The 20193-nt window shown below is 66.2% G+C and carries 15 protein-coding genes; 12 read left to right on the forward strand and 3 right to left on the reverse strand.

What is annotated here, in order from left to right; genetic code table 11:
* The first annotated feature begins 62 nt into the window (after positions 1-62).
* Positions 63-1244: a winged helix DNA-binding domain-containing protein gene (locus tag L9O85_RS14515; protein ID WP_301579034.1), complete on the forward strand. Its 1182-nt coding sequence runs from the start codon at positions 63-65 to the stop codon at positions 1242-1244.
* 289 nt (positions 1245-1533) lie between these two features.
* Here the strand turns inward: L9O85_RS14515 and L9O85_RS14520 are convergent, their stop codons facing one another.
* Together L9O85_RS14520 and L9O85_RS14525 are read right to left on the reverse strand one after the other, a co-directional pair.
* On the reverse strand, positions 1534-5169 hold the full coding sequence (locus L9O85_RS14520) for an ABC transporter permease (RefSeq protein WP_301579037.1): 3636 nt from the start codon (positions 5167-5169) through the stop codon (positions 1534-1536).
* Positions 5170-5231: 62 nt separating this feature from the next.
* Entirely contained in the window at positions 5232-5933 is a 702-nt protein-coding gene (locus tag L9O85_RS14525; RefSeq protein ID WP_050623152.1) for an ABC transporter ATP-binding protein, read from the reverse strand.
* Positions 5934-6094: 161 nt separating this feature from the next.
* Between L9O85_RS14525 and L9O85_RS14530 the strand changes: the two genes are divergently transcribed.
* The 8 genes from L9O85_RS14530 to L9O85_RS14565 all read left to right on the forward strand — a co-directional run bounded on the left by L9O85_RS14530 (position 6095) and on the right by L9O85_RS14565 (position 13934).
* Positions 6095-6682 (forward strand): TetR/AcrR family transcriptional regulator, encoded by a 588-nt coding sequence (locus L9O85_RS14530; protein WP_256183375.1) that lies wholly within the window; start codon positions 6095-6097, stop codon positions 6680-6682.
* Between the two features lie 132 nt (positions 6683-6814).
* The gene (locus L9O85_RS14535; RefSeq protein WP_050623150.1) at positions 6815-7390 is read left to right on the forward strand and encodes a xanthine phosphoribosyltransferase; all 576 of its coding nucleotides are present in this window, start codon (positions 6815-6817) and stop codon (positions 7388-7390) included.
* Between the two features lie 119 nt (positions 7391-7509).
* On the forward strand, positions 7510-8814 hold the full coding sequence (locus L9O85_RS14540; RefSeq protein WP_050623149.1) for a BMP family ABC transporter substrate-binding protein: 1305 nt from the start codon (positions 7510-7512) through the stop codon (positions 8812-8814).
* 193 nt (positions 8815-9007) lie between these two features.
* Complete coding sequence (locus tag L9O85_RS14545; protein ID WP_301579041.1) at positions 9008-10582, forward strand: ABC transporter ATP-binding protein; 1575 nt, start codon at positions 9008-9010, stop codon at positions 10580-10582.
* Complete coding sequence (locus L9O85_RS14550; protein WP_277102973.1) at positions 10579-11706, forward strand: ABC transporter permease; 1128 nt, start codon at positions 10579-10581, stop codon at positions 11704-11706. Before L9O85_RS14545 ends, L9O85_RS14550 begins: the two co-directional genes overlap by 4 nt.
* On the forward strand, positions 11703-12698 hold the full coding sequence (locus tag L9O85_RS14555; protein WP_050623147.1) for an ABC transporter permease: 996 nt from the start codon (positions 11703-11705) through the stop codon (positions 12696-12698). Before L9O85_RS14550 ends, L9O85_RS14555 begins: the two co-directional genes overlap by 4 nt.
* A gap of 740 nt (positions 12699-13438) precedes the next feature.
* Entirely contained in the window at positions 13439-13651 is a 213-nt protein-coding gene (locus L9O85_RS14560) for a hypothetical protein (protein WP_050623146.1), read from the forward strand.
* The gene (locus L9O85_RS14565) at positions 13641-13934 is read left to right on the forward strand and encodes a hypothetical protein (protein WP_050623145.1); all 294 of its coding nucleotides are present in this window, start codon (positions 13641-13643) and stop codon (positions 13932-13934) included. Before L9O85_RS14560 ends, L9O85_RS14565 begins: the two co-directional genes overlap by 11 nt.
* 318 nt (positions 13935-14252) lie before the next feature.
* Here L9O85_RS14565 and L9O85_RS14570 read toward each other — a convergent pair whose 3' ends face one another.
* A complete protein-coding gene (locus L9O85_RS14570) occupies positions 14253-16913 on the reverse strand; it encodes a cation-translocating P-type ATPase (RefSeq protein WP_301579043.1) in 2661 nt (886 codons plus the stop codon).
* Positions 16914-17078: 165 nt separating this feature from the next.
* Between L9O85_RS14570 and L9O85_RS14575 the strand changes: the two genes are divergently transcribed.
* The 3 genes from L9O85_RS14575 to L9O85_RS14585 are packed head-to-tail and all read left to right on the forward strand — an operon-like array spanning position 17079 to position 20142.
* Positions 17079-17441, forward strand: coding sequence for a BlaI/MecI/CopY family transcriptional regulator (locus L9O85_RS14575; RefSeq protein WP_050623143.1), 363 nt, complete (start codon positions 17079-17081; stop codon positions 17439-17441).
* Between the two features lie 2 nt (positions 17442-17443).
* Entirely contained in the window at positions 17444-19534 is a 2091-nt protein-coding gene (locus tag L9O85_RS14580; RefSeq protein WP_301579045.1) for a M56 family metallopeptidase, read from the forward strand.
* Positions 19531-20142, forward strand: a complete 612-nt coding sequence (locus L9O85_RS14585) for a hypothetical protein (RefSeq protein WP_301579047.1) — start codon at positions 19531-19533, stop codon at positions 20140-20142. Before L9O85_RS14580 ends, L9O85_RS14585 begins: the two co-directional genes overlap by 4 nt.
* The last annotated feature ends 51 nt before the right edge of the window (positions 20143-20193 follow it).

A 20193-nucleotide genomic window follows, 5' to 3' on the forward strand; every position in this document is an offset into this window, starting at 1 on the left:
TGCTTTTTTGCCTCCTCCGGGGTATAATGGGACCAACGACGAGACAAGGGAGGTCTTTTCCCATGGACATCACCCCGGAACAGGTCCGCGCCCACCGGCTGCGGGCCCACCATCTGGACCGCCGGTATCCCGCCAGCCGGATACTGGAGGTTGCGGGGGCCTGCGGGCTCCAGAACTCCCCGCCCGGCGGGTGGGAGACTGCCCTCTTCCAGCGCCTGGAGGGCTGTTCCCTCCCCCTCCTCCGAGACGCCCTGTACCGGGACCGGGCCCTGCTCCAGGCCTGGAGCATCCGGGGCGTGCCCCTGGTCTTTCCCGCCGGGGAGAGCGGCGTCTTTCTCTCCCCCCTTCTGGCCCGGGAGGGGGAGTGTCCCTGGATCTACACCCGGGGGATCACCGCGGCCCTGGACTTTGTCGGCATGTCCTTCGACGAGGCCCACGCCCGGGTGCGGGAGGCCGCCCGCTGCCTGGACGGGACCACCGTCCGCAGCAAGGAGGCCCTGGACCAGCTGCTGGCTGACCGGGTCGGGGAGCAGCTCCCGCCGGAACAGCGGGCCCTGTGGGACTCCCCCTCCATGTACGGCCGCCCTGACAGGCAGACCGTGGGAGGCGCCGCTGTCTCCTTTCTCCTCCGCCCCTGCTCCTTTGCCTCTCTGGTGGTGTTCGGCCGCCGGGAGGAGAACAGTCCCACCTTTACCTCCTTCCGCCGCTGGCTGGGCCGGGAGCCCTCCCCCTGCCCTCAGGGGGAGGCGGAGCTGGTGCGGAGATTTCTCCACTGCTACGGCCCCGCCGCCCCCGCCGATCTCCAGGCCTGGCTGGGCAGCTCTCCCCAACAGGCGAAGCGGCTCTGGTCCGCCGCCGCAGAGGAGATGGAACCGGTCCGGGTGCTGGGCCGGACCCGCTGGGCCCTGATCCGGGACCGGGACAGCCTCACCGCTCCGCCGGAGCAGCCCGGCCGCCTGATCCTGCTGGGGCCCCACGACCCCTATCTGGACCTGCGGGACCGAGCCCTGGCCCTGGAGGACCCCGCCCGCCAGCGCCAGGTCTGGCGGACAGTCTCCAACCCCGGCGCCGTTCTGAAGGATGGGCGCGTGGCCGGCATCTGGACCGGAAAAGCGGTACAGGGACGACTAGAGTTCTCCCTGTCCCTGTGGGAGCCCCTCTCTCCTGGAGCGCGTCGGGCCCTGGAGCGTGAGGCGGGGGCCTACGCCGCCTTCCGGGGCCTGGAGCTGAGTTTCCTGCCCTAATCGCGGGGCCGCCTGATCCGCAAGCTGAGCAGCTGTGCCCTACGGGCGGTGCTAATCAGTTTACGAACAAGCCTCGCAAAGTTCGCGCCCGCAGGCGCGAATCCAGTTCTGATCTGTTTTCCCCGGCGACATGTGCGTCGGGGAAAACACCTCTCAGGCTGCAAGTGCGGGGTTTGTCCGCCTGCGGCGGACAAACCCTGCGCGCGGCAGACTACATCTTTCTCGAAAAAGTGGCCTTGCCACTTTTTCGACCCTCTCAGCGCCGCCCATCGGGCGGCGCTGCTGCTGTTCATTCCACTGTCTTCAGCGACTCCACCATATCCAGCTTTTTCAGCTTCCGGTGGGCCGCCAGATTGACCACCAGGGAGAAGACGGCGGTGAGTACCCCGGCGTAGAGATAGCTGGACAGGGCCAGTGTCCGCCCGAACATGAGCAGGTCGATCTCCACTGTCAGCACCAGCCACTGGTGGAGCAGCTTCCCCATCCCCATCCCCAGGGCCACGCCGAACACCGTGAGGATCACGTTCTCCCGGTAGATATAGGCGGACAGCTCGCCGTCGTAGAAGCCCAGCACCTTCAGGGTGGCCAGCTCCCGCATCCGCTCGGTGATGTTGATGTTGGTCAGGTTGTAGAGCACCACGAAGGCCAGGGCCGCGGCGCACACGATGATGAGGACCACGGCGTAGTCCACGCTCTCCAGACTGGAGGTGAATACCTCCCGGGTGGCCGCCACCTGGGACAGGGTGGTGACGCCGTCCAGCCCCACCAGCTCCGCGTCCAGGGCCTCCGCCCCTTCAGCGGGGTAGGCCGCCAGCACCTGGTTCTCCTCCGGCGGCTGGCCATACAGGGTCTGGTAGTAGGCGTCGGTCATGTAGACATAGTGCATGATATAGTGCTCCGTGACATCCGCCACCCGTACCTGGACCCGGCTGTCCCCGTCCAGAGTGAAGGTGTCCCCCGCCGACACCCCCAGCAGAGAGGCCAGCTTCTCCGTCAGGACCACTCCGTCGTCAGGCAGGAGCACCGGCACGCTGTCCGTCCGGTGGCGCAGGGAGACGAAGGGGGCCAGCGCCTCCTGGCTGGGCACCACCTCCACCGTGCAGTCCACCGTGTACCGCTCCGTCTCGGCGGAGGCCGTCTCCGAGCGGCTCACCAGCCATCCGCTCACCAGCTCGGACCGCTCCAGCGCCCCGGTCACCTCCGCCAGCTCGCCGGGGGTCACTCGGTCCACCAGCCCGATCTGGGCGGTATAGCGGTAGATCTCGTCGTACTGCCTGTCCATCACGTCGAAAATGGAGCCCCGCAGGCCGAAGGCGGTGACGATCAGAGCAGCGCAGCCGCCGATGCCCACCACCGTCATCCAGAAGCGGCGCTGATAGCGGAACAGGTTGCGCAGGGTGATCTTGTAGTTGAAGGACAGCCGCCGCCACAGGGGGGCGATCCGCTCCAGCAGGATGCGCTTGCCCATGGGGGGTGCCTTGGGCCGCATCAGCTCCGCCGGCACCGCTGCCAGGGTGGAGAAGCAGGCCGCCAGGGCGGAGAGGGTCACCGTCCCCACCGCGGCCCCGCAGGCCAGCAGGGAGGTAGCGGGGTAAAAGCCGTACTGGATCTCCCCCACTGTGTAGAGGATGGCCCAGGCGTTGCAGATGATCCAGGGCAGCAGGGTCAGCCCCACTGCCAGCCCCAGGGCCGCCCCCGCCGCGCTGGCCAGGAAGCCGTAGCCCACATATTTCACCGCGATGGCCCCCTTGGAGTAGCCCAGGGCCTTCATCCCGCCGATGGTGATCCGCTGCTCCTCCACCATCCGGGTCATGGTGGTCAGGCACACCAGGGCCGCCACCAGGAAGAAGATCAGGGGGAACACCGCCGCCAGACTGCCCATCCGGTCGGCATCCATCTCATAGCTGGCGTAGCCGGTGTTGGTGCCCCGTCCCAGGAGATACCAGGAGCAGTCCTCCAAGGCATCCAGGTCCCGCCGGGCCTGCTCCAGCTCCTTGCGGGCGTCCGCCAGCTCCTGCTCCGCCTCCGCCTTCCCCTCCTCATAGTCGGCCAGGCCGTCGGCATACTCCGCCTCGCCGTTCTGCAGCTCAGTCAGGGCATCCGCCAGCTCCGCCCGGCCGTCCGCCGACTCCCGCTCCAGGGTCTCCCGGGCGTCCGCCAGTTCCGCCTGGCCGTCCCGGTACTCCTGCCAGCCCTCGTCCAGCCCCTGCCTGGCATCCGCCAGCTCCCGCTCCCCGTCGGCGAGCTCCTGCTCCCCATCCGCCAGCCGGGCCGCGCCGTCGGCGTACTCCGCCTCCCCGTCGTCCAGCTCCCGCTTGGCCTGGGTCAGCAGCCCCAGGGAGGCGTTGAGCTCCAGGGCGCTGGACTGGAGCCGGGGCAGCCCGGCGGACAGCTGGGCCTCCACCTGGACGGCCTGGACCTCCAGTGCCTCCGCCTGGGCCAGGGCCTGGGCCGCCTGGGCCTGGAGCTGCTGAGCCTGAGCCGTCAGCTGCTGGGCCTGGGCCTCGTACTGCTGGGCCTGGGCTTGAAGCTGCTGGGCCAGCAGCAGATTTCCCATGGCTGCGGCCTGCTGGGCCTGGGCCGCATACTGCTGGGCCGCCGCACCGGCCTGGGCGGCCCCCTGCTGGGCCTGGACCGCCCCCTGCTGGGCCTGGGCCGCCCCCTGGCGGGCCTGCTGGGCCCCGGCGCGCATCTGCTCCACGCCCGCCAGCCCCTGCTCATACTGGGCCATCCCCTCGGTGTAGGCGGCCAGGCCGTATTCATATTTGGCGTACCCCTTGCGGTACTCCGCCCAGCCCTCGTCCAGCTCCGCCCGGGCGTCCGCCAGCTCCTGCCGGGCGTCCGCCACCTCCCGGCGGGCATCCTCCAGCTCGGGCAGGGCATCCTGGTACTCCTGCTCCCCGTCCCGCAGCTCAGTCAGAGCGTCCGCCAGCTCCGCCTCCCCGTCGTCGATCTCCCGCTGGGCATCGGCGGTTTCCTGTTCAAAGGTGTTCAGCCCGTCATAGTACTCCGCCCAGCCGTCATCCAGCTCCCGCCGGGCATCCGTCAGCTCCGCCTCCCCCTCGGAGAGCTCCTGAGACACCTCCGCCTCCCCGTCAGACAGCTCCCGCCGGGCGTCCGCCAGGGCCTGCTCGGCCTCTTCCCGGATGGACTCCCCCCGCAGGGCGGAGCGCTCCTCCGCCAGAGGCTCCAGGGCGTCGGAAAGGCTGTTCACCAGCTCGGTGTAGTCCTCACTGTAACACAACAGCTCCTCCGCCCCCTCCGCCTGAAGGTAGGCGTCGGTGTAGTAGTCCAGGGAAAAGGCCGCCTGCGGCAGCAGAACAAAGGCTGAGACCGCCCCCGTCCCCAGAGAGGAAGAACCCCGCTCCACGGAGATATACAGAGGGGAATCCGCCGTTCCCACGATGGTGAATTCCCGCCGGGCCAGGGCGTCCTCAAAGTCGCCGGTCCCGGTGTCCAGGCGGATGGTGTCCCCGATGGACAGGCCCGACTTCTCCAGAAACAGGGGCTCCACCAGGCACTCCCCCGCTTTCCGGGGCAGCCGCCCCTCTACCAGCCGGGGGCGGTTGGACCCCTCCTCTGCAAAGGAGTGAACCTTTACGATCATCTCCTGATCCTTCAGGGGGACAGCTGCGTCGATGGTGTAGGCCCCCTCGGCTTCCTCCACCCCCTCCTGCCGGGCCAGCAGCTCCACATCCTCCTCCGTCAGGCCCAGGGTGGAGACCACCCGCAGGTCCATCAGCCGCTGCTGATCAAAATACAGGTCACCGGTCTCCTTCATGTCGGGGGCAGTGGCCCGCAGTCCGGCCAGGAAGCACACCGCCAGGGCGGAGAGGACCAGCAGGGAGAGGAAGCGGCTGCGGGTGTTCCGAACCTCCCGGACCGCGTCGGTCAGCAGGCGGCTGGGGGCTTTTTTTCGGGACATGGGCTGTTCTCCTCCTCTCCTTTTTGTATTTTTTCTTCGGAAAATCGCATTTTGTAGAGGCATTACCACTCAATGGTCTCCACGGGGACCGGGCGGTCGTTGTGGTCGATGCGCTCCACCCGCCCGTTCTTCACGTGGATCACCTGGTCTGCCATGGGGGCTATGGCGCTGTTGTGGGTGATGACCACCACCGTCATGCCCTGCTGGCGGCAGGTGTCCTGGAGCAGCTTCAGGATAGACTTGCCGGTGACATAGTCCAGTGCCCCCGTGGGCTCGTCGCACAGCAGCAGCTTGGGGTTTTTGGCCAGCGCCCGGGCAATGGCCACCCGCTGCTGCTCCCCTCCGGAGAGCTGGGCAGGAAAGTTGTTCAGCCGCTCCCCCAGCCCCACATGGCGCAGCACCTCCTCCGCGTCCAGGGGGTCCCGGCAGATCTGGGCGGCCAGCTCTACATTTTCCAGGGCCGTCAGATTCTGCACCAGGTTGTAGAACTGGAACACGAAGCCGATGTCATATCGGCGGTATGTGGTGAGCTGTCGGGCCCCATAGCCGCTGATCTCCTGGCCGTCCACCCTGATAGCCCCGCTGTCACAGGCGTCCATCCCCCCCAGGATGTTCAGCACCGTGGTCTTGCCCGCACCGGAGGGCCCCACGATGACGGCGAACTGTCCTTTCTCAATCTCAAAGGAGATGTCGTCCACTGCGGTGATGGTGATCTCCCCCATCTGATACCGTTTCCCCACATGCTGAAGGGAGATATAGGCCATAGGTCATCCCTCCTGTTGTCCGTTATAAAACAGGTGTTGAATATCTTGTATTTTTTATTATAATAGGGGATAACAGAGGATTGCAATGGGCAAAAGGGCGGCTTCTGTGGAAAATCCGACAGGCTCTGTCCTCTGTGTCGAAAAACGGGGGAGGTGCGTCCATGGCGGAACAGCGCCAGGACCGGAGGGTCCGCAGGTCCAAGGCCCAGCTGCGGCAGGCCCTGATCCAGCTGCTCCAGGAAAAGCCGGTGGAGGAGATCACTGTCCGGGAGCTGACTGAGCGGGCCGATGTGAACCGCGGGACCTTTTACAGCCACTATCAAAACATCTACCACATGCTGGAACAGGTGGAAAACGAGCTCTTCGACGAGCTGGGGCGGCTGCTGGATGCCTATCCGCCCCACCTGCTCCGGGACGAGCTGACCCCCATCCTGGTGGACGTGTTCCGCTTCGTGCGGAGCAACAGCCAGCTGTGCCTGGCCCTGATGGGCGCATGGGGGGAGGGCGACTTCTTCCGCCGGCTGGACGCCATGATCTATGCCCGCTGCCTGCGGGAGTGGCAGGGCATCTACCCCCTGGGCAGTCTGGACGGCCCCAACTACTGTCTGGAGTTCGTCATCGCCGGGGCGGTGGGCATGGCCCGCTCCTGGGCCCTTCAGGGCTTTCCTCAGGCAGAGGAGGCGCTGGCCCGCCTGGCCGATCGGCTCATCTCCTCTGGTCTCGCCGGCACGCTTCAGCACTTCGATTGATTTCCTCATTTTTCGCTCCATCTTTTTGTGGAAATCGCCGGTCGAAAAAATGAAAGAAATCGTTGCGGGACCCTTCTTTTTTCGATAAAATGAATCTGTATCGGAACTTGAAAAAGAGGGATGGGACAAGCTATGGAGCTTTTGAAAGAGCGTATCCGCCGGGACGGCAAGGTAAAGGGGACCGACGTGCTGAAGGTGGACAGCTTCCTGAACCACCAGATGGACATCAAGCTCTTCGCCGAGATCGGCAGGGAGTTTAAGCGCCGCTTCGCGGACTGCCAGATCAACAAGATCCTCACCATCGAGGCTTCCGGCATCGGCATTGCCTGCATCACGGCCCAATACTTCGACTGCCCGGTGATCTTCGCCAAGAAAAGCCAGACCAAGAACATCGCCGGCGAGGTCTACACCGCCAAGGTGGAGTCCTTCACCCACGGCCGGGTCTATGACATCATCGTGGCCAAGGAGTTCCTGGGCCCCGGCGACCGGGTGCTCATCATCGATGACTTTCTGGCCAACGGCGCCGCCCTGATGGGCCTGTCCAAGCTGGTGGAGGACGCCGGCGCCACTCTGGTAGGGGCCGGCATCGTCATCGAGAAAGCCTTCCAGCCCGGCGGCGACATGATCCGCGCCCGAGGCATCCGGCTGGAGTCCCTGGCCCGCGTCAAGTCCATGAATGAGGAGACCGGCGTGGAGTTCGTGGACTGAGCCCGCCGTCCCCAGAATTGAATCGCCCTTCGATTAAAACCGGCTCGCCCGGTTTTAATATATTTGTGCGGGACCCGTCCGGCTCCTGCACATGATCTTTTAAGGAGGAAAACACATTCATGAAGAAGCTTCTTGCCTTTGTCATGGCCGCCGCCATGACGCTGTCCCTGGCCGCCTGCGGCGGCGGCAGCTCCAGCTCCGCCGGCACCAGCACCCCCGCCGGCACCAGCTCTGCTCCGGCCGCCTCCAGCACCCCCGCTGACACCGCCGACTTCAAGGTGGGCGCCATCTACATCAACGGTCAGAACGACACCGCCGGCTACACCTTCCAGCACCACAGCGGCATCACCAAGGCTATGGAGAACCTGGGCCTGGACCCCGCCAGCCAGCTGCTCATCGTGGACAACGTGGCGGAGGATTACACCGCCGTCTCCAACGCCATCGACACCCTGGCCGGCCAGGGCGCCAATATCATCTTCGGCATCTCCTTCGGCTACATCGACGCCATGAATGACAAGGCGGAGGAGTACCCCGAGATCATCTTCTCCCACGCCACCGGCTACATGGGCAATGACACCAACTTCAACAACTACTTCGGCCGCATCTATCAGGCCCGCTACCTCACCGGCGTGGCCGCCGGCCTGAAGAGCCTGGAGATGGGCAACAACTCCATCGGCTACGTGGCTGCCTACAACCGGGAGTATGCCGAGACCTGCTCCGGCATCAACGCCTTCGCCCTGGGCGTGCAGGCCGTCAACCCCGACGCCGTGGTCCATGTGAACAAGATCTCCACCTGGGGCGACGAGAACCTGGAGCGCCAGGCTGCCCAGGCCCTGATCGACACCTATGACTGCTGCGTCATCGGCCAGCACTGCGATTCCGCCCAGCCCCAGCTGGTGGCCGCCGAGAACAACGTGTTCGGCTGCGGCTACAACTCCGACATGACCGAGCAAGCCCCCAACGCCCACCTCACTGCCGCCATCTGGCACTGGGATGTGTACTATCAGGCCGCCATCGAGACCGCTATGACCTGCGGCGGCGCCGAGAACTTTGTCACCGAGATGGGCGGCAACGCCTACTACGCCGGCCTGTCCGAGGGCTTCGTGGACGCCTCCACCCTGAACGAGCTGGTGGCTGCCCCCGGCACCGCCGCCGCCATGGAGGCCGTGCGTGAGCTGATCGACAGCGGCGAGTGGGACGTGTTCTCCGGCGTGAAGCTGAACATCACCGTGGACGCCGAGGCCGGCACCGCCGCTGTGGAGCAGGTGGATGCCCCCCTGATGTCCGACGGCTATGAGCTGAAGGACGGCGAGGTCGTGGAGATGGCCAACCCCGAGATCGTGCCCGCCGGCGGCGCCAGCGTGACCGACGACGTCATCAAGAGCGGCATGAACTACAACGTGGCCGGCGTGGTGGAGGGCTGAGTCCCCTCCCCCCGTCAGACACAGCGCAGACCCTGAACCGGGCCGGCCGGCATCCCCCGCCGGCCGGCCCGGCCTTTTGGCTCCTGCTCCCCGGTCCGGACCCGCCTCCGGACCGGGGAGGAGCAGCCAAAGGCGGCGGAGGGCCGCAGGGGACCGCCGGTCCCCAAGGATAATGAGAAAAGGGGAGAACGCCATGCCAACAGAATACGCCATCGAAATGAAGGGCATCACCAAGACCTTCGGCAGCGTGGTGGCCAACAGGGATGTGGAGCTGAACGTCAGACAGGGGGAGATCCTGGCCCTGCTGGGTGAGAACGGCTCGGGCAAGACCACCCTGATGAACATGCTGTCCGGGATCTACAAGCCGGACAGCGGCACCATCCTGGTCAACGGCCGGCAGGCGGTCATCAATTCCCCCGAGGACGCCAAGCGGCTGGGCATCGGCATGGTGCACCAGCACTTCAAGCTGGTGGACATTTTTTCCGCCGCGGATAACATCTGGCTGGGGGATGAGAAGTCCGGCCCCATTCTGAAGAAGGACCGGTACGCCGTCATCCAGGAGATGGCCCGGAAGTTCGGCTTTGACATCGACCCCCGGAAAAAGGTGTACAATATGGCGGTGTCGGAGAAGCAGACCCTGGAGATCATCAAGGTGCTCTACTACGGGGCCAAGGTCATCATCCTAGACGAGCCCACCGCCGTCCTTACCGTCCAGGAGACAGCCAAGCTCTTCGACGTGCTCCGCCGCATGAAGGCGGAGGGCCACGCCATCATCATCATCACCCACAAGCTCAACGAGGTGCTGGAGATCTCCGACCGGGTCTCCATCCTCCGCAAGGGGGAGTACATCACCACCGTAGACACCGCCCAGACCGATGAGCAGCAGCTCACCGAGTTCATGGTGGGCCACAAGGTGGACCTGAACATCGAGCGCCCCGTGGTGGAAAAGACCCGCCCCCTGCTGGAGATCCGGGACCTGACCATCCGCAGCGACGAGGGTGCCGTGGCCATCGACCGGGTGAACTTCTATATCCGGGGCGGCGAGATCCTGGGCGTGGCCGGCATCGCGGGCTGCGGCCAGAAGGAGCTGTGTGAGGCCATCGCCGGCCTGCGGCCCATCGAGGGCGGCCAGATGATCCACAAGGGGGAGAACATCGTGGGCCTCTCCCCCAAGGCGATCCTGGACAAGGGCATCTCCATGTCCTTCATCCCGGAGGACCGGCTGGGCATGGGCCTGGCCCCCTCCCTGTCCATCACGGACAACATGCTGCTGAAAACATACAGCGACGGCAAGGGCATCTTTGTGGACCGGAAGCGGGGCCGGGCGGAGGCGGAACACGTCATCCAGGAGCTGGAGGTGGTCACCCCCTCCACCGAGACCCCGGTGCGCCGCCTGTCCGGCGGCAACGTGCAAAAGGTGCTGCTGGGCCGCGAGATCAAGGCCGGCCCCAACGTCATCGTCACCGCCTATCCTGTCCGCGGCCTGGACATCAACTCTTCCTATGCTATTTACCACATTCTCAACGAGCAGAAGAAGTCCGGCGTGGGCATCCTGTTCGTGGGCGAGGACCTGGACGTGATGATGGCCCTGTGCGACAAGATCATGGTCCTCTGCCACGGCAGAGTGATGGGCGTAGTCCACGCCCACAAGGTCACCAAGGAGGAGCTGGGCCTGATGATGACCGGCGCCCTGGACCTGACCCGCAAGTATGAGGACAAGCCCGCGGGCATTGCCCGGGACACTCTGATCGAGGAGGTGGACCAATGAACCGGAAAGAACCGCTCTTCCGCGTGGTCAAGCGGGAGTCGTCCAGCCCCGTCCGCCAGGCCCTGGCCTATGTGGCGGCGGTGGTCATCGCCCTGCTCATCGGCGCGGCCCTCCTCTCCTCCATGGATGTGGACCCCCTCACCTTCTACCAGAAGATGGTGACCATGGGCATCCCGGGCAACAAATTCCCCTGGCGCATCGTGGAGAACTTCGTCAAGCTCTTTGTCCCCCTGCTCATCACCTCCCTGGCCCTGTCGCTGGCCTTCCGGATGCGCTTCTGGAACATCGGCGGAGAGGGGCAGTTCATCATGGGCGCCATCTGTGCCGCCGCGGCCGCCCACAAGCTGGGCCCGGTCCTGCCCCAGCCCCTGGTGGTGCTGGTCATGGCCCTGTGCGGCATCCTGGGCGGCGGCCTGTACGGCCTGATCGTGGCCCTGCTGAAGGTGCGCTACAACACCAACGAGACCCTGCTCACCCTGATGCTCAACTACATCGCTCTCTATCTCCTCCAGTTCCTGGGGGAGACCAAGGCTGGCTGGAACTTCTTCCTGGACCCCGATTCCGCCCGACCCAAGTTCGCCGGCTTCCCCGACAACGCGGACATGATCACCTTCCCCCTGGGCCCCTTCAACCTGAACCTGTCCCTGATCATCGCCATCGTCCTGTGCGTGCTCCTCTTCGGCTATCTGAAGTACACCAAGCACGGCTATGAGATCGCCGTGGTGGGGGACAGCCCCAACACCGCCCGCTATGCGGGCATGAAGGTGGGGCGGATCGTGGTGCGCACCATCTTCCTGTCCGCTGCCCTCATCGGCCTGGCCGGCGCCTTCTATGTCTCCTCCGCCGGCACCCTGTCCACCTCCGTCACCAACGATGTGGGCTGGACCGGCATCGTGGTGGCCTGGCTGGCCAAGCTGAACACGGTGGGCATCGTCATCACCGCCCTGCTCATCACAGTGCTCCAGTTCGGCTGTCAGGCTGCCAGCACCACCTATTCCTCCATCGACGCCAACTTCGCGGACCTGATCCAGGGCATCATCCTGTTCGCCGTCCTGGCCGCGGACTTCTTCACCCGCTTCCGTCTGGCGCGGCGCGCCGCAGCCCCCAAGGAGGTGTCCAAATGAACGCATCCATCGACGTATTGACCCTCTTCCTGTTCAACATCGTGCTGGTGAACATCCCCCTGCTCTACGGCACAGTGGGCGAGATCGTCACCGAGAAGGCTGGCAGCCTGAATCTGGGCGTGGAGGGCACCATGGCCATCGGCGCCATCTTCGGCTACCTGGCAGGCTGTATGGCCAACAGCCTGCTGGTGGGCCTGCTGGTCTCCTTTCTGGCCGCCGGCCTGTGCGGGGCCCTGTTTGCCCTGCTCACCGTCTCCCTCCAGGCCAACCAGAACGTCACCGGCCTGACCATCACCACCTTCGGCCTGGGCCTCTACTTCTTCATCGGCAAGGGCCTGGGGGACCGCTGGCCCGTCATGACAAGCGCCGACGCCCTGGTCAGCGGCTTCTCCGCCCGGGAGATCCCCCTGCTCTCCTCCATCCCGGTGGTGGGCAAGGCCCTGTTTTCCCACAACATCCTGGTCTATCTGGGCATCCTGGTGGCGGCGGCGGTGTGGTGGTACCTCACCTGCACCAAGACCGGCCTGCGCCTGCGCTCCGTGGGGGAGAACCCCGGCGCTGCCGACTCGGTGGGCGTCAACATCCTGCTGTATAAGTACGTCCACCTGATCCTGGGCTCCGGCATCATGGGGCTGGGCGGCTTCTATATGGCACTGAACATGGGCGGCTCCTTCGAGGGCTCCAACTGCTGGATCAACGGCTACGGCTGGATCGCCATCGCCCTGGTCATCTTCGCCAACTGGAACCCCCTGTATGCCATCCTGGGCACCCTGGTCTTTGGCTTCTTCAACACCCTTCAGATCTACTCCGGCTCTTTGGCCGGCGCATTCCCGGACGCTCTGGGCTGGCTCAACAGCATCCCCTCCCACCTCTTCAAGGCCCTCCCCTTCCTGATCACCGCTATCGTGCTGGTGGTCACCTCCATCCGCAAGCGGGAGGGCAGCGGACAGCCCGCCGCCCTGGGCCTGAACTACTTCCGCGAGGAGCGGTGAACGGCCTTTTTCCACCATCAGCGCCCTGTCCCCTATGGGACAGGGCGCTTTCTGTGTCCCGATGGGGGCATCGGACCCTACGGGGTGCAATCTTCTCCCATTGCCTGCGTAGGGGCGCACATCGTGCGCCCGCCGGTCTCCCACCGGCCGCCCCTATTCTGCCAGGACAGGCGCGATCCCCTCGTGGGGTATGCCCGCCAATTCAACACACCCGCGGCGGCAGCACAAACGGGGGGATTGGGTGTGGTCCACCACCCGCGCCGGACGCGGGCGCCATGCCCAAGGGCCCGCGTCTCCCATATCGGGGGGCCGGAGGAAAGCGGACTGCGGGACTCAGGCGGAACGCATGTGGAGCCGTGGTCCCGCCGGGAGCGTCACCCGGCGGCGCTTTGCCGCCGGGGGCAAAGTAAGCCGCCCCGCAGGGCGGAATCCCTTGGAGGCGGAGACGGTGGGGCGGAGGGAAGCCCCCTCATCCGTCACGGCATCCGCCGTGACACCTTCCCCCCTGTGGGGGGAAGGCTTTGAGTGCGCCTCCCGGGGCCGCCCCTGTGCTGAAAACCCAGCCTTGTCCCGTCAGCACCGAACTATGACATCTGCCTGATGTCATAGTTTCACCACAAATCTGTTATACTGATGCCACCATCCGCCGTCATTGGTTTGATACCGCCGTTCTCACACTCCATTTAACATTGATGGGAAGATTCTCCTGCTATAAAATATGTGAGAAAGAAGGTGAGTCCATGGAGAGAGATATCCTGCGCATCCGTCAGAAACCCTTGAAGGGAGAGGATGGGTGCCGCACCTTCTCTGTCCGCATCCGTGAGGATATCGTCTCCCGCATGGATCTCATTGCCGCCCAAACCGGGCGGAGCCGAAACGAGCTTGTGGGCATATTCCTGGAATATGCCCTTGACCACTGTGAGATAGAGGAGGGCACCCGCAATGAATCGTGATTACCGCGATTACCCGGCCAGCATTTGGGACGCCATCGGTGATGTTGACCAGGGGATCTGCTGTGCCGCCCTGGGCGGTGTGGTGTGGGATTTTGTGAGCCATCTGACCCCGGCGCAGCTCCTCGCCGCCATGGACAGCGCCGCGCTGGAGACCCTGCGGGCCATCCGGGACATCCTGGAGGACGACACGCTGGAGGACCCGGAGTGTGTCCAGCGCATTGATGCCATTCTCTCCGCCTTCTATCTCAAGCTGGGGGCGGAGGTCCACCGCCGCGGAATTTGAATCGTCCCGCGCCTCTGCCCTCTGCGGGAATGAATCCCACCGCGCACGAAAATGCGCCCCGGCCTGCTTAGTCCAGGGCGTCAGCTTGCGGAAAAAGCCTCGCAGAGTTCGCGCCCGCAGGCGCGAATCCAGTTCTGATCCGTTTTCCCCGGCGACATGCGCGTCGGGGAAAACACCTCTCAGGCTGCAAGTGTGGGGTTTGTCCGCCTTTGGCGGACAAACCCTGCGCGCAGCAGACTGCATCTTTCTCGAAAAAGTGGCTTTGCCACTTTTTCGACAGTCTTGCGCCCCGGCCTGCTCAGGCCGGGGCGCGTCTGTTTACTTTCGGGCCGCGGACAGCTCCTTCTCCTGTCTGGGCTCCTCCGTCTCCGGCCTGCGCCGCCGCAGGGCCTTTTCCGCCTCGCAGATGGGGATGGGGGCCATGGCCAGGGCCAGCACCGTCACCCACTGGGTCAGGTCCATGGGGCACACGGAGAACACCCCCTGAAGGGGCGGCAGGAGCAGCACAGACAGCTGCATGACCATCCCCGCCAGGAACGCCTTGTTCATGGCCGGGTTGGACATCGCCCCCTGGGCCAGCAGGGACTGGTCCTCGCTGCGGACGTTGAAGGCGTGGAACAGCTGGCTCAGCGTCAGGGTGGCGAAGGCCATGGTGTTGGCCGCCGCCCCCTCCATGCCGGGGGCGCCCAGGTGGAACAGCCCCAGCAGATAGGCCCCCAAAGTCAGCCCGCCCACCATCAGTCCCTGCCACGCCAGGCGCAGGGAGAATCCCCGGGAGAACAGCCCGGCGGAGGGGTCCCGGGGCGGCTGGTCCATCACGCCCTCCTCCACCGGCTCCACGCCCAGGGCCAGGGCGGGCAGGGAGTCAGTCACCAGATTCAGCCACAGCAGCTGCACCGGCACCAGGGGCATCTGCCCGAAGTTCAAGAGGGTGGCCACGAAAATGGTGAAGATTTCCCCGATGTTGCAGGAGAGCAGATAGTGGATGGCCTTGCGGATATTGGAGTAGATCCCCCGCCCCTCCTCCACCGCCTGGACGATGGTGGAAAAGTTGTCGTCTGTGAGGATCATCTCCGCCGCTCCCTTGGCCACGTCGGTGCCGGACAGCCCCATAGCGCAGCCGATGTCCGCCGCCTTGAGGGCTGGGGCGTCGTTGACGCCGTCCCCCGTCATGGCCACCACCCGCCCCTTTTTCTGCCAGGCCCGGACGATGCGCATCTTGTGCTCCGGCGACACCCGGGCAAAGACAGCGAATTTTTCAATGTCCTCCTCCAGCATCTCCTGGGGCATGAAGTCCAGCTCCGGGCCGGTGAGGGCCAGGTCCCCTGGGCGGCAGATGTCCAGCTCCCGTGCCACCGCCATGGCCGTGGCACGGTGGTCCCCGGTGATCATCACCGGGCGGATGCCCGCCTGGTGGCACCGCTCCACCGCCCCCTTCACCTCCCGCCGGGGTGGGTCGGCCATGCCGAACAGCCCCAGGAAGGTAAGGTCCCGCTCCACCGTCCCGCTCTCCAGCTTTCTGGGCTGCAGGGACAGCTCCCGCCGGGCCACCCCGATGACCCGCAGGGCCCGGCGGGCCATGTCCTCATTGGCGGCGAGGATCTGTCTCCGGTCCGCCGGCGACAGTGGGCCTCTTGGGCCGGACACGCACCGCTCCAGCAGCACGTCCGGTGCCCCCTTCACCAGCACCAGGCGGCCGCCCCCCTCCTTTTCGTGGACGGTGGTCATCAGCTTGCGCCCGGAGTCGAAGGGGATCTCCCCGGTGCGGGGCAGGCTCTCGGACAGCTGGTTCCGGTCCAGCCCCTCCCGGGCGGCGGCCACCACCAGCGCCCCCTCGGTGGGGTCCCCCGCGGATACCGGGGCCCCCGCCTTCCACTCCAGCCGGGCGTCGCCGCACAGGGCCCCCGCCAGCAGGGCGTCCCGCCGGTGGCCCCCCGCCGGGACCCACAGCTCCCGCACCGTCATCCGGTTCTGGGTCAGGGTGCCCGTCTTGTCCGAGCAGATGACGCTGGCACAGCCCAGGGTCTCTACCGCGGGCAGCTTCTTCACGATGGCCCCCCGGTCCGCCATCCGCCCCACCCCCAGGGCCAGCACGATGGTGACGATGGCGGGCAGGCCCTCCGGGATGGCGGCCACCGCCAGGGAGACGGCGGTGAGGAACATGCCCAGCATGTCCTTCCCCTGGAGCAGCCCCACCCCGAACATGACGGCGCATACGGAGAGGCACAGGAAGGAGAGGGAGCGTGAGATCTCCCCCATCTTCCGCTGGAGGGGGGTGGGCTGGGTCTCTCCCTCCAGCAGCAGGCCGGCGATGCGGCCCATCTGTGTGTCCATGCCGGTGGCGGTGACCAGGGCGGTGGCCCGCCCCGCCGTGACCAGTGTGCCGGAGATCACCATATTGGTCCAGTCTCCCAGGGGGGCGTCCTCCGGCAGCGGCCCACCCGCCGCCTTCTCCACGGGCACCGACTCCCCAGTCATTGCGCTCTCGTCACAGCGCAGTCCCGCCGCCTCCAGCAGGCGGGCGTCCGCAGGCACCAGGTCCCCCGCCTCCAGCAGGATCACGTCCCCCGGCACCAGCTCCGCCGCCTCCACCCGGACGGGCGCGCCCCCCCGCAGGGCGGTGGCGTGGGGGGAGGTCATCTTCCGCAGCTCCTCCAGGGCCCGGTGGGCGTGGTCCTCCTGGGAGATGGAGATGATGTTGTTCACCACCACGATGACCAGGATGATGGCCGCATCCAGCCAGTCCTCCCCCCGGCTGGCCGCCAGGGACAGCCCCGCCGCCCCCAGCAGCACCAAGATCATGGGGTCCTTCATCTGGGCCATCACCCGGGAGAGCAGCCCCGGCCGCCTGGGGGGCTCCAGCTGATTCGGCCCGTACCGGGCCAGCCGCTCCTCCGCCTGCCGCCGGGTCAGTCCCCCGGGCCGCGCGTCCAGTTCCTGAAAAAGATCGGCCTGCGGCCGGCTGTGCCAGCTGTCCATGACCTCACGCTCCCTTCCTTTGTACCGCTCAGTATAGACCCCGGCCTGTCCATTTTTTGCAGAATCCAGGGGGCTGGGACAGGCTTTTTCCCGACAAGGCTTGACAAGTTCCTCCTACACATGTAGAATTATCTCAGAAATTCTACATGTGTAGGAGGGGTCTTTATGTGGAAGCTGACGGACAGCGAGTGGAAGGTGCTGGAGGCCCTCTGGGCCGGCGGGCCCCAGCATCTGGGGCAGATCCTGGGCGCCCTGGCGCCGGAGACCGGCTGGAGCCGCACCACCGTGCACACCTACCTCACCCGGATGGCCGCCAAGGGGCTGGTATCCATGGACCAGTCCTCCCCCCGGCGGTACGCCGCTATCCCCAGCCGGGAGACGTGCGCCGCCCGGGAGCGGCGGGATCTGGTGGACCGGGTCTATGACGGCTCGGCGGGCCAGCTGGTGGCCGCCTTTGTGAAGGACGGCAGCCTCTCCCCCCAGGAGCGGGAGGAGCTGCGCCGCCTGCTGGACGAGATGGAGGTGTAGCCGTGTTCGATCTCTGGTCCTTCCTCCATCAGACGGCGGCGGCCAGCATGGCCGCCCTCTTCGTGCTCGTGCTCCAGCACATCTTCCGGGACAAGCTCTCCCCCCAGTGGCAGTACGCGGTCTGGATGGTGGTGGTGCTCCGGCTGATCCTGCCGGTGGGCTGGCTGGGCCGCTCTGCCATAGCCGACCTGACCGGGCTGGGCGAGGCCCTGCGGACTTGGGTCGAGCTGGGGCTGGACTCCGCCTGGTCCTCCCCCTGGACCCCCTCCCTGCCCCTGGCGGGCATCCCCATCCCCCCGGCGGGCGGACTGCCCCGCTCTGTCACTGACTGGCTGTTCCTCCTCTATCTGGCGGGGGTCCTCCTGTCCGCCCTGTGGCTGGCGGCGGGCGGGCTGCGGCTGCGCCGCTCCCTGGGGGAGGCCGTGCCGGTGGCCGGAGCCCGGCTGGAGGCCGTCGCCGCCCTGGCGGAGCGCTTCGGTCTGTCCATGCCCCGGCGGGTGGTGGAGAGCCGCGCAGCCTCTACCCCCTTCCTGGTGGGGGTGGTCCGTCCGGTGCTGGTGCTCCCCATGGGCTGGGCCCCGGACCGCAAGGTGATCCTCCACGAGCTGATCCATTTGAAACAGCGGGACGTGGCCGCCGGGTGGGTCACCGCCCTGTTCCGGTGCGTCCACTGGTGCAACCCCTTCCTGTGGCGCATCTTTGACCGCATCGACAACCAGCGGGAGCAGCGCTGTGACCAGCTGGTGCTGGAGCGGCTGGAGGGGGAGGACCGCCGGGACTACGGCCGGGTCCTGCTGTCCATGGCGGATGACGGCCGGCGCCGCTTCCCCGGCGCCACCACCATGGCCAACGGAGGACAGAACATCAAGGCACGCATCCAGGCCATCACCCGGTTCAAGGCCTTTCCCCGGGGAATGGGACTGGTCTCCGTCTGCATGGTGGTGACGCTGACCCTCTCCCTGGTAGTGGGCCTGCCGGTCTCCGCTGCCGATCCCCTCCCCGGCGCTGTCCGCCTGCTGGGCCCCGTGGGCAGTCTCTCCTACGCCCTGTCCCACCGGCCCGCCACCGTAGGGGGCGCCCTGGACGCATACAGCAAGGGCATCTACGCCCAGTATCACGACGTTCAGGACTGTTACGCCTACCAGGCCATGGCCCTCCCCCAGGAGCAGCTCCCCGACCTGGTGGAGGAGTGGTGGCAGACGGACCGGGCGGGCTGGAGCGTGCTCCCGGGGACCGATCCCCGATCGGCGTCCTACCGCACCGGCCCCATCTTCCGGGGACTCTCCTATGATGGGGAGGGGGGTTACTGGACCCAGATGTACTTCTTCCGGGACGAGGGCGGGCCGCGGGAGGGCACTGAGCGCTCCATCGGCTACCGCCGCCACACCCTCCACCTCCAGCGCCGGGAGGACGGCACCTGGACGGTCTCGCCCCTGTCGGTACAAACCGGCCGGCTGGCCTCCCCCTTTGAGTGGGAACAGATACGGCTCACTTCTTACGACAACCTTCCCTTCCCCAGCCAGGAGCCCCCCGTTTTCACCTGGCACGGAGAGGCGGATGGGGTGGAATTGGAGCTATGGCCCGAGGCAGAGCTCCGGGTCCAAGACGCCTATATAGAGGGCTCTGCTGTCAAAAAGCTGGATCTGAATGGCTTCGGCAGCTCGATCCATACCGATGCCCCAGATCTGGATGCCCGGTTTACCAGTGTTGTGGGCGGAATGGTGCTTCGACTCACCAATCATACCGACCAGCCCAAAACCATGACCCTGGACGTCACTCAGTACTGGGACGAGGGGGTCTCCGTCCTGACCGGAACGGATGCCCCGGAGGACGGCCAGCAGGAGGACCCGGTGTTCGGTCTGCTGTCTCAAGTCCAGAACAGCTGTGATACCGGCTATGATGTGTCCGGTCTGGAGGTGGAGCTGGCCCCCGGGGAAAGCCGGGTTCTGTACTGGGGCAGCCGCGGCAAGGGGTATGCCAACCGCATCCCCGCCGCGGACTGCGTCATGGCGGACTGGCTGGAGGCCGTCTATACGGACAGCCAGGGGAACGAGGTCCCCATCCCACTGGAGCGGGAGGTGCATCTGGATTGAACTCAAAACTGATCCGCGGGGTCCAGTACGCCGCCTGGGCCTACTTCTTCCTCTATCTGGACATCAACCTTAACCGCTTCTCCCTCCTCCCCAATGCGGTGGGGTGGTATCTGCTGAGCCGGGCCGTCACCGCCCTGGAGGAGGAACATCCAGACCTGCGGCTCCTGGGCCCCCTCACCTTCCCCCTGGGTCTCTGGGCGCTGAAGCAGTATGCCTTCCTCCTCCCAGCCTGGGACCTGTCCCAGTTCTCCTGGCTGCTGAGCTGGCTGGCGCTGGCGGTGGAGCTCACCACCCTGTATTTCCACTTCCAGTTCCTCACAGACCTGGCGGACATCGCCGCCCGCCACGCCGGAGAGACGGGCCGTGACTTCTCCCCCGCCCTGCTCCGGGCCCGCACGGTGGTCACCGTCCTCTCCACCGCCGCCTCCGTCCTGTTTTACCTGGGGGTGGACAGCTCCGGCCCCCTGAGTTCCTTCTCCATCGCGCTGACCCTGTTCCTGCTGGTGGTGCTGGTGGTCCAGATCCTATGCACCACCGTTCTCCTGTTTCGCTTTTCCTCCGCTCTCCGGCGGGCCGGCTCCGTTTTGCCGGAGGGCCCCGGTATATAAAAACCTCCGCCCTGCCCCCACATGGGGGCAGGGCGGAGGTTTTTCTACGCT

The sequence above is a fragment of the Lawsonibacter asaccharolyticus genome, assembly GCF_022453915.1.
In the GTDB taxonomy this organism is placed as follows: Bacteria; Bacillota; Clostridia; order Oscillospirales; family Oscillospiraceae; genus Lawsonibacter; species Lawsonibacter asaccharolyticus.

What these genes read in the sequence shown, in the direction of transcription:
- L9O85_RS14515 (WP_301579034.1), top strand. Translation starts at nt 63, where the DNA reads ATGGACATCACCCCGGAACAGGTCCGCGCCCACCGGCTGCGGGCCCAC.
- L9O85_RS14520 (WP_301579037.1), bottom strand. Translation starts at nt 5,169, where the DNA reads ATGTCCCGAAAAAAAGCCCCCAGCCGCCTGCTGACCGACGCGGTCCGG.
- L9O85_RS14525 (WP_050623152.1), bottom strand. Translation starts at nt 5,933, where the DNA reads ATGGCCTATATCTCCCTTCAGCATGTGGGGAAACGGTATCAGATGGGG.
- L9O85_RS14530 (WP_256183375.1), top strand. Translation starts at nt 6,095, where the DNA reads ATGGCGGAACAGCGCCAGGACCGGAGGGTCCGCAGGTCCAAGGCCCAG.
- L9O85_RS14535 (WP_050623150.1), top strand. Translation starts at nt 6,815, where the DNA reads ATGGAGCTTTTGAAAGAGCGTATCCGCCGGGACGGCAAGGTAAAGGGG.
- L9O85_RS14540 (WP_050623149.1), top strand. Translation starts at nt 7,510, where the DNA reads ATGAAGAAGCTTCTTGCCTTTGTCATGGCCGCCGCCATGACGCTGTCC.
- L9O85_RS14545 (WP_301579041.1), top strand. Translation starts at nt 9,008, where the DNA reads ATGCCAACAGAATACGCCATCGAAATGAAGGGCATCACCAAGACCTTC.
- L9O85_RS14550 (WP_277102973.1), top strand. Translation starts at nt 10,579, where the DNA reads ATGAACCGGAAAGAACCGCTCTTCCGCGTGGTCAAGCGGGAGTCGTCC.
- L9O85_RS14555 (WP_050623147.1), top strand. Translation starts at nt 11,703, where the DNA reads ATGAACGCATCCATCGACGTATTGACCCTCTTCCTGTTCAACATCGTG.
- L9O85_RS14560 (WP_050623146.1), top strand. Translation starts at nt 13,439, where the DNA reads ATGGAGAGAGATATCCTGCGCATCCGTCAGAAACCCTTGAAGGGAGAG.
- L9O85_RS14565 (WP_050623145.1), top strand. Translation starts at nt 13,641, where the DNA reads ATGAATCGTGATTACCGCGATTACCCGGCCAGCATTTGGGACGCCATC.
- L9O85_RS14570 (WP_301579043.1), bottom strand. Translation starts at nt 16,913, where the DNA reads ATGGACAGCTGGCACAGCCGGCCGCAGGCCGATCTTTTTCAGGAACTG.
- L9O85_RS14575 (WP_050623143.1), top strand. Translation starts at nt 17,079, where the DNA reads ATGTGGAAGCTGACGGACAGCGAGTGGAAGGTGCTGGAGGCCCTCTGG.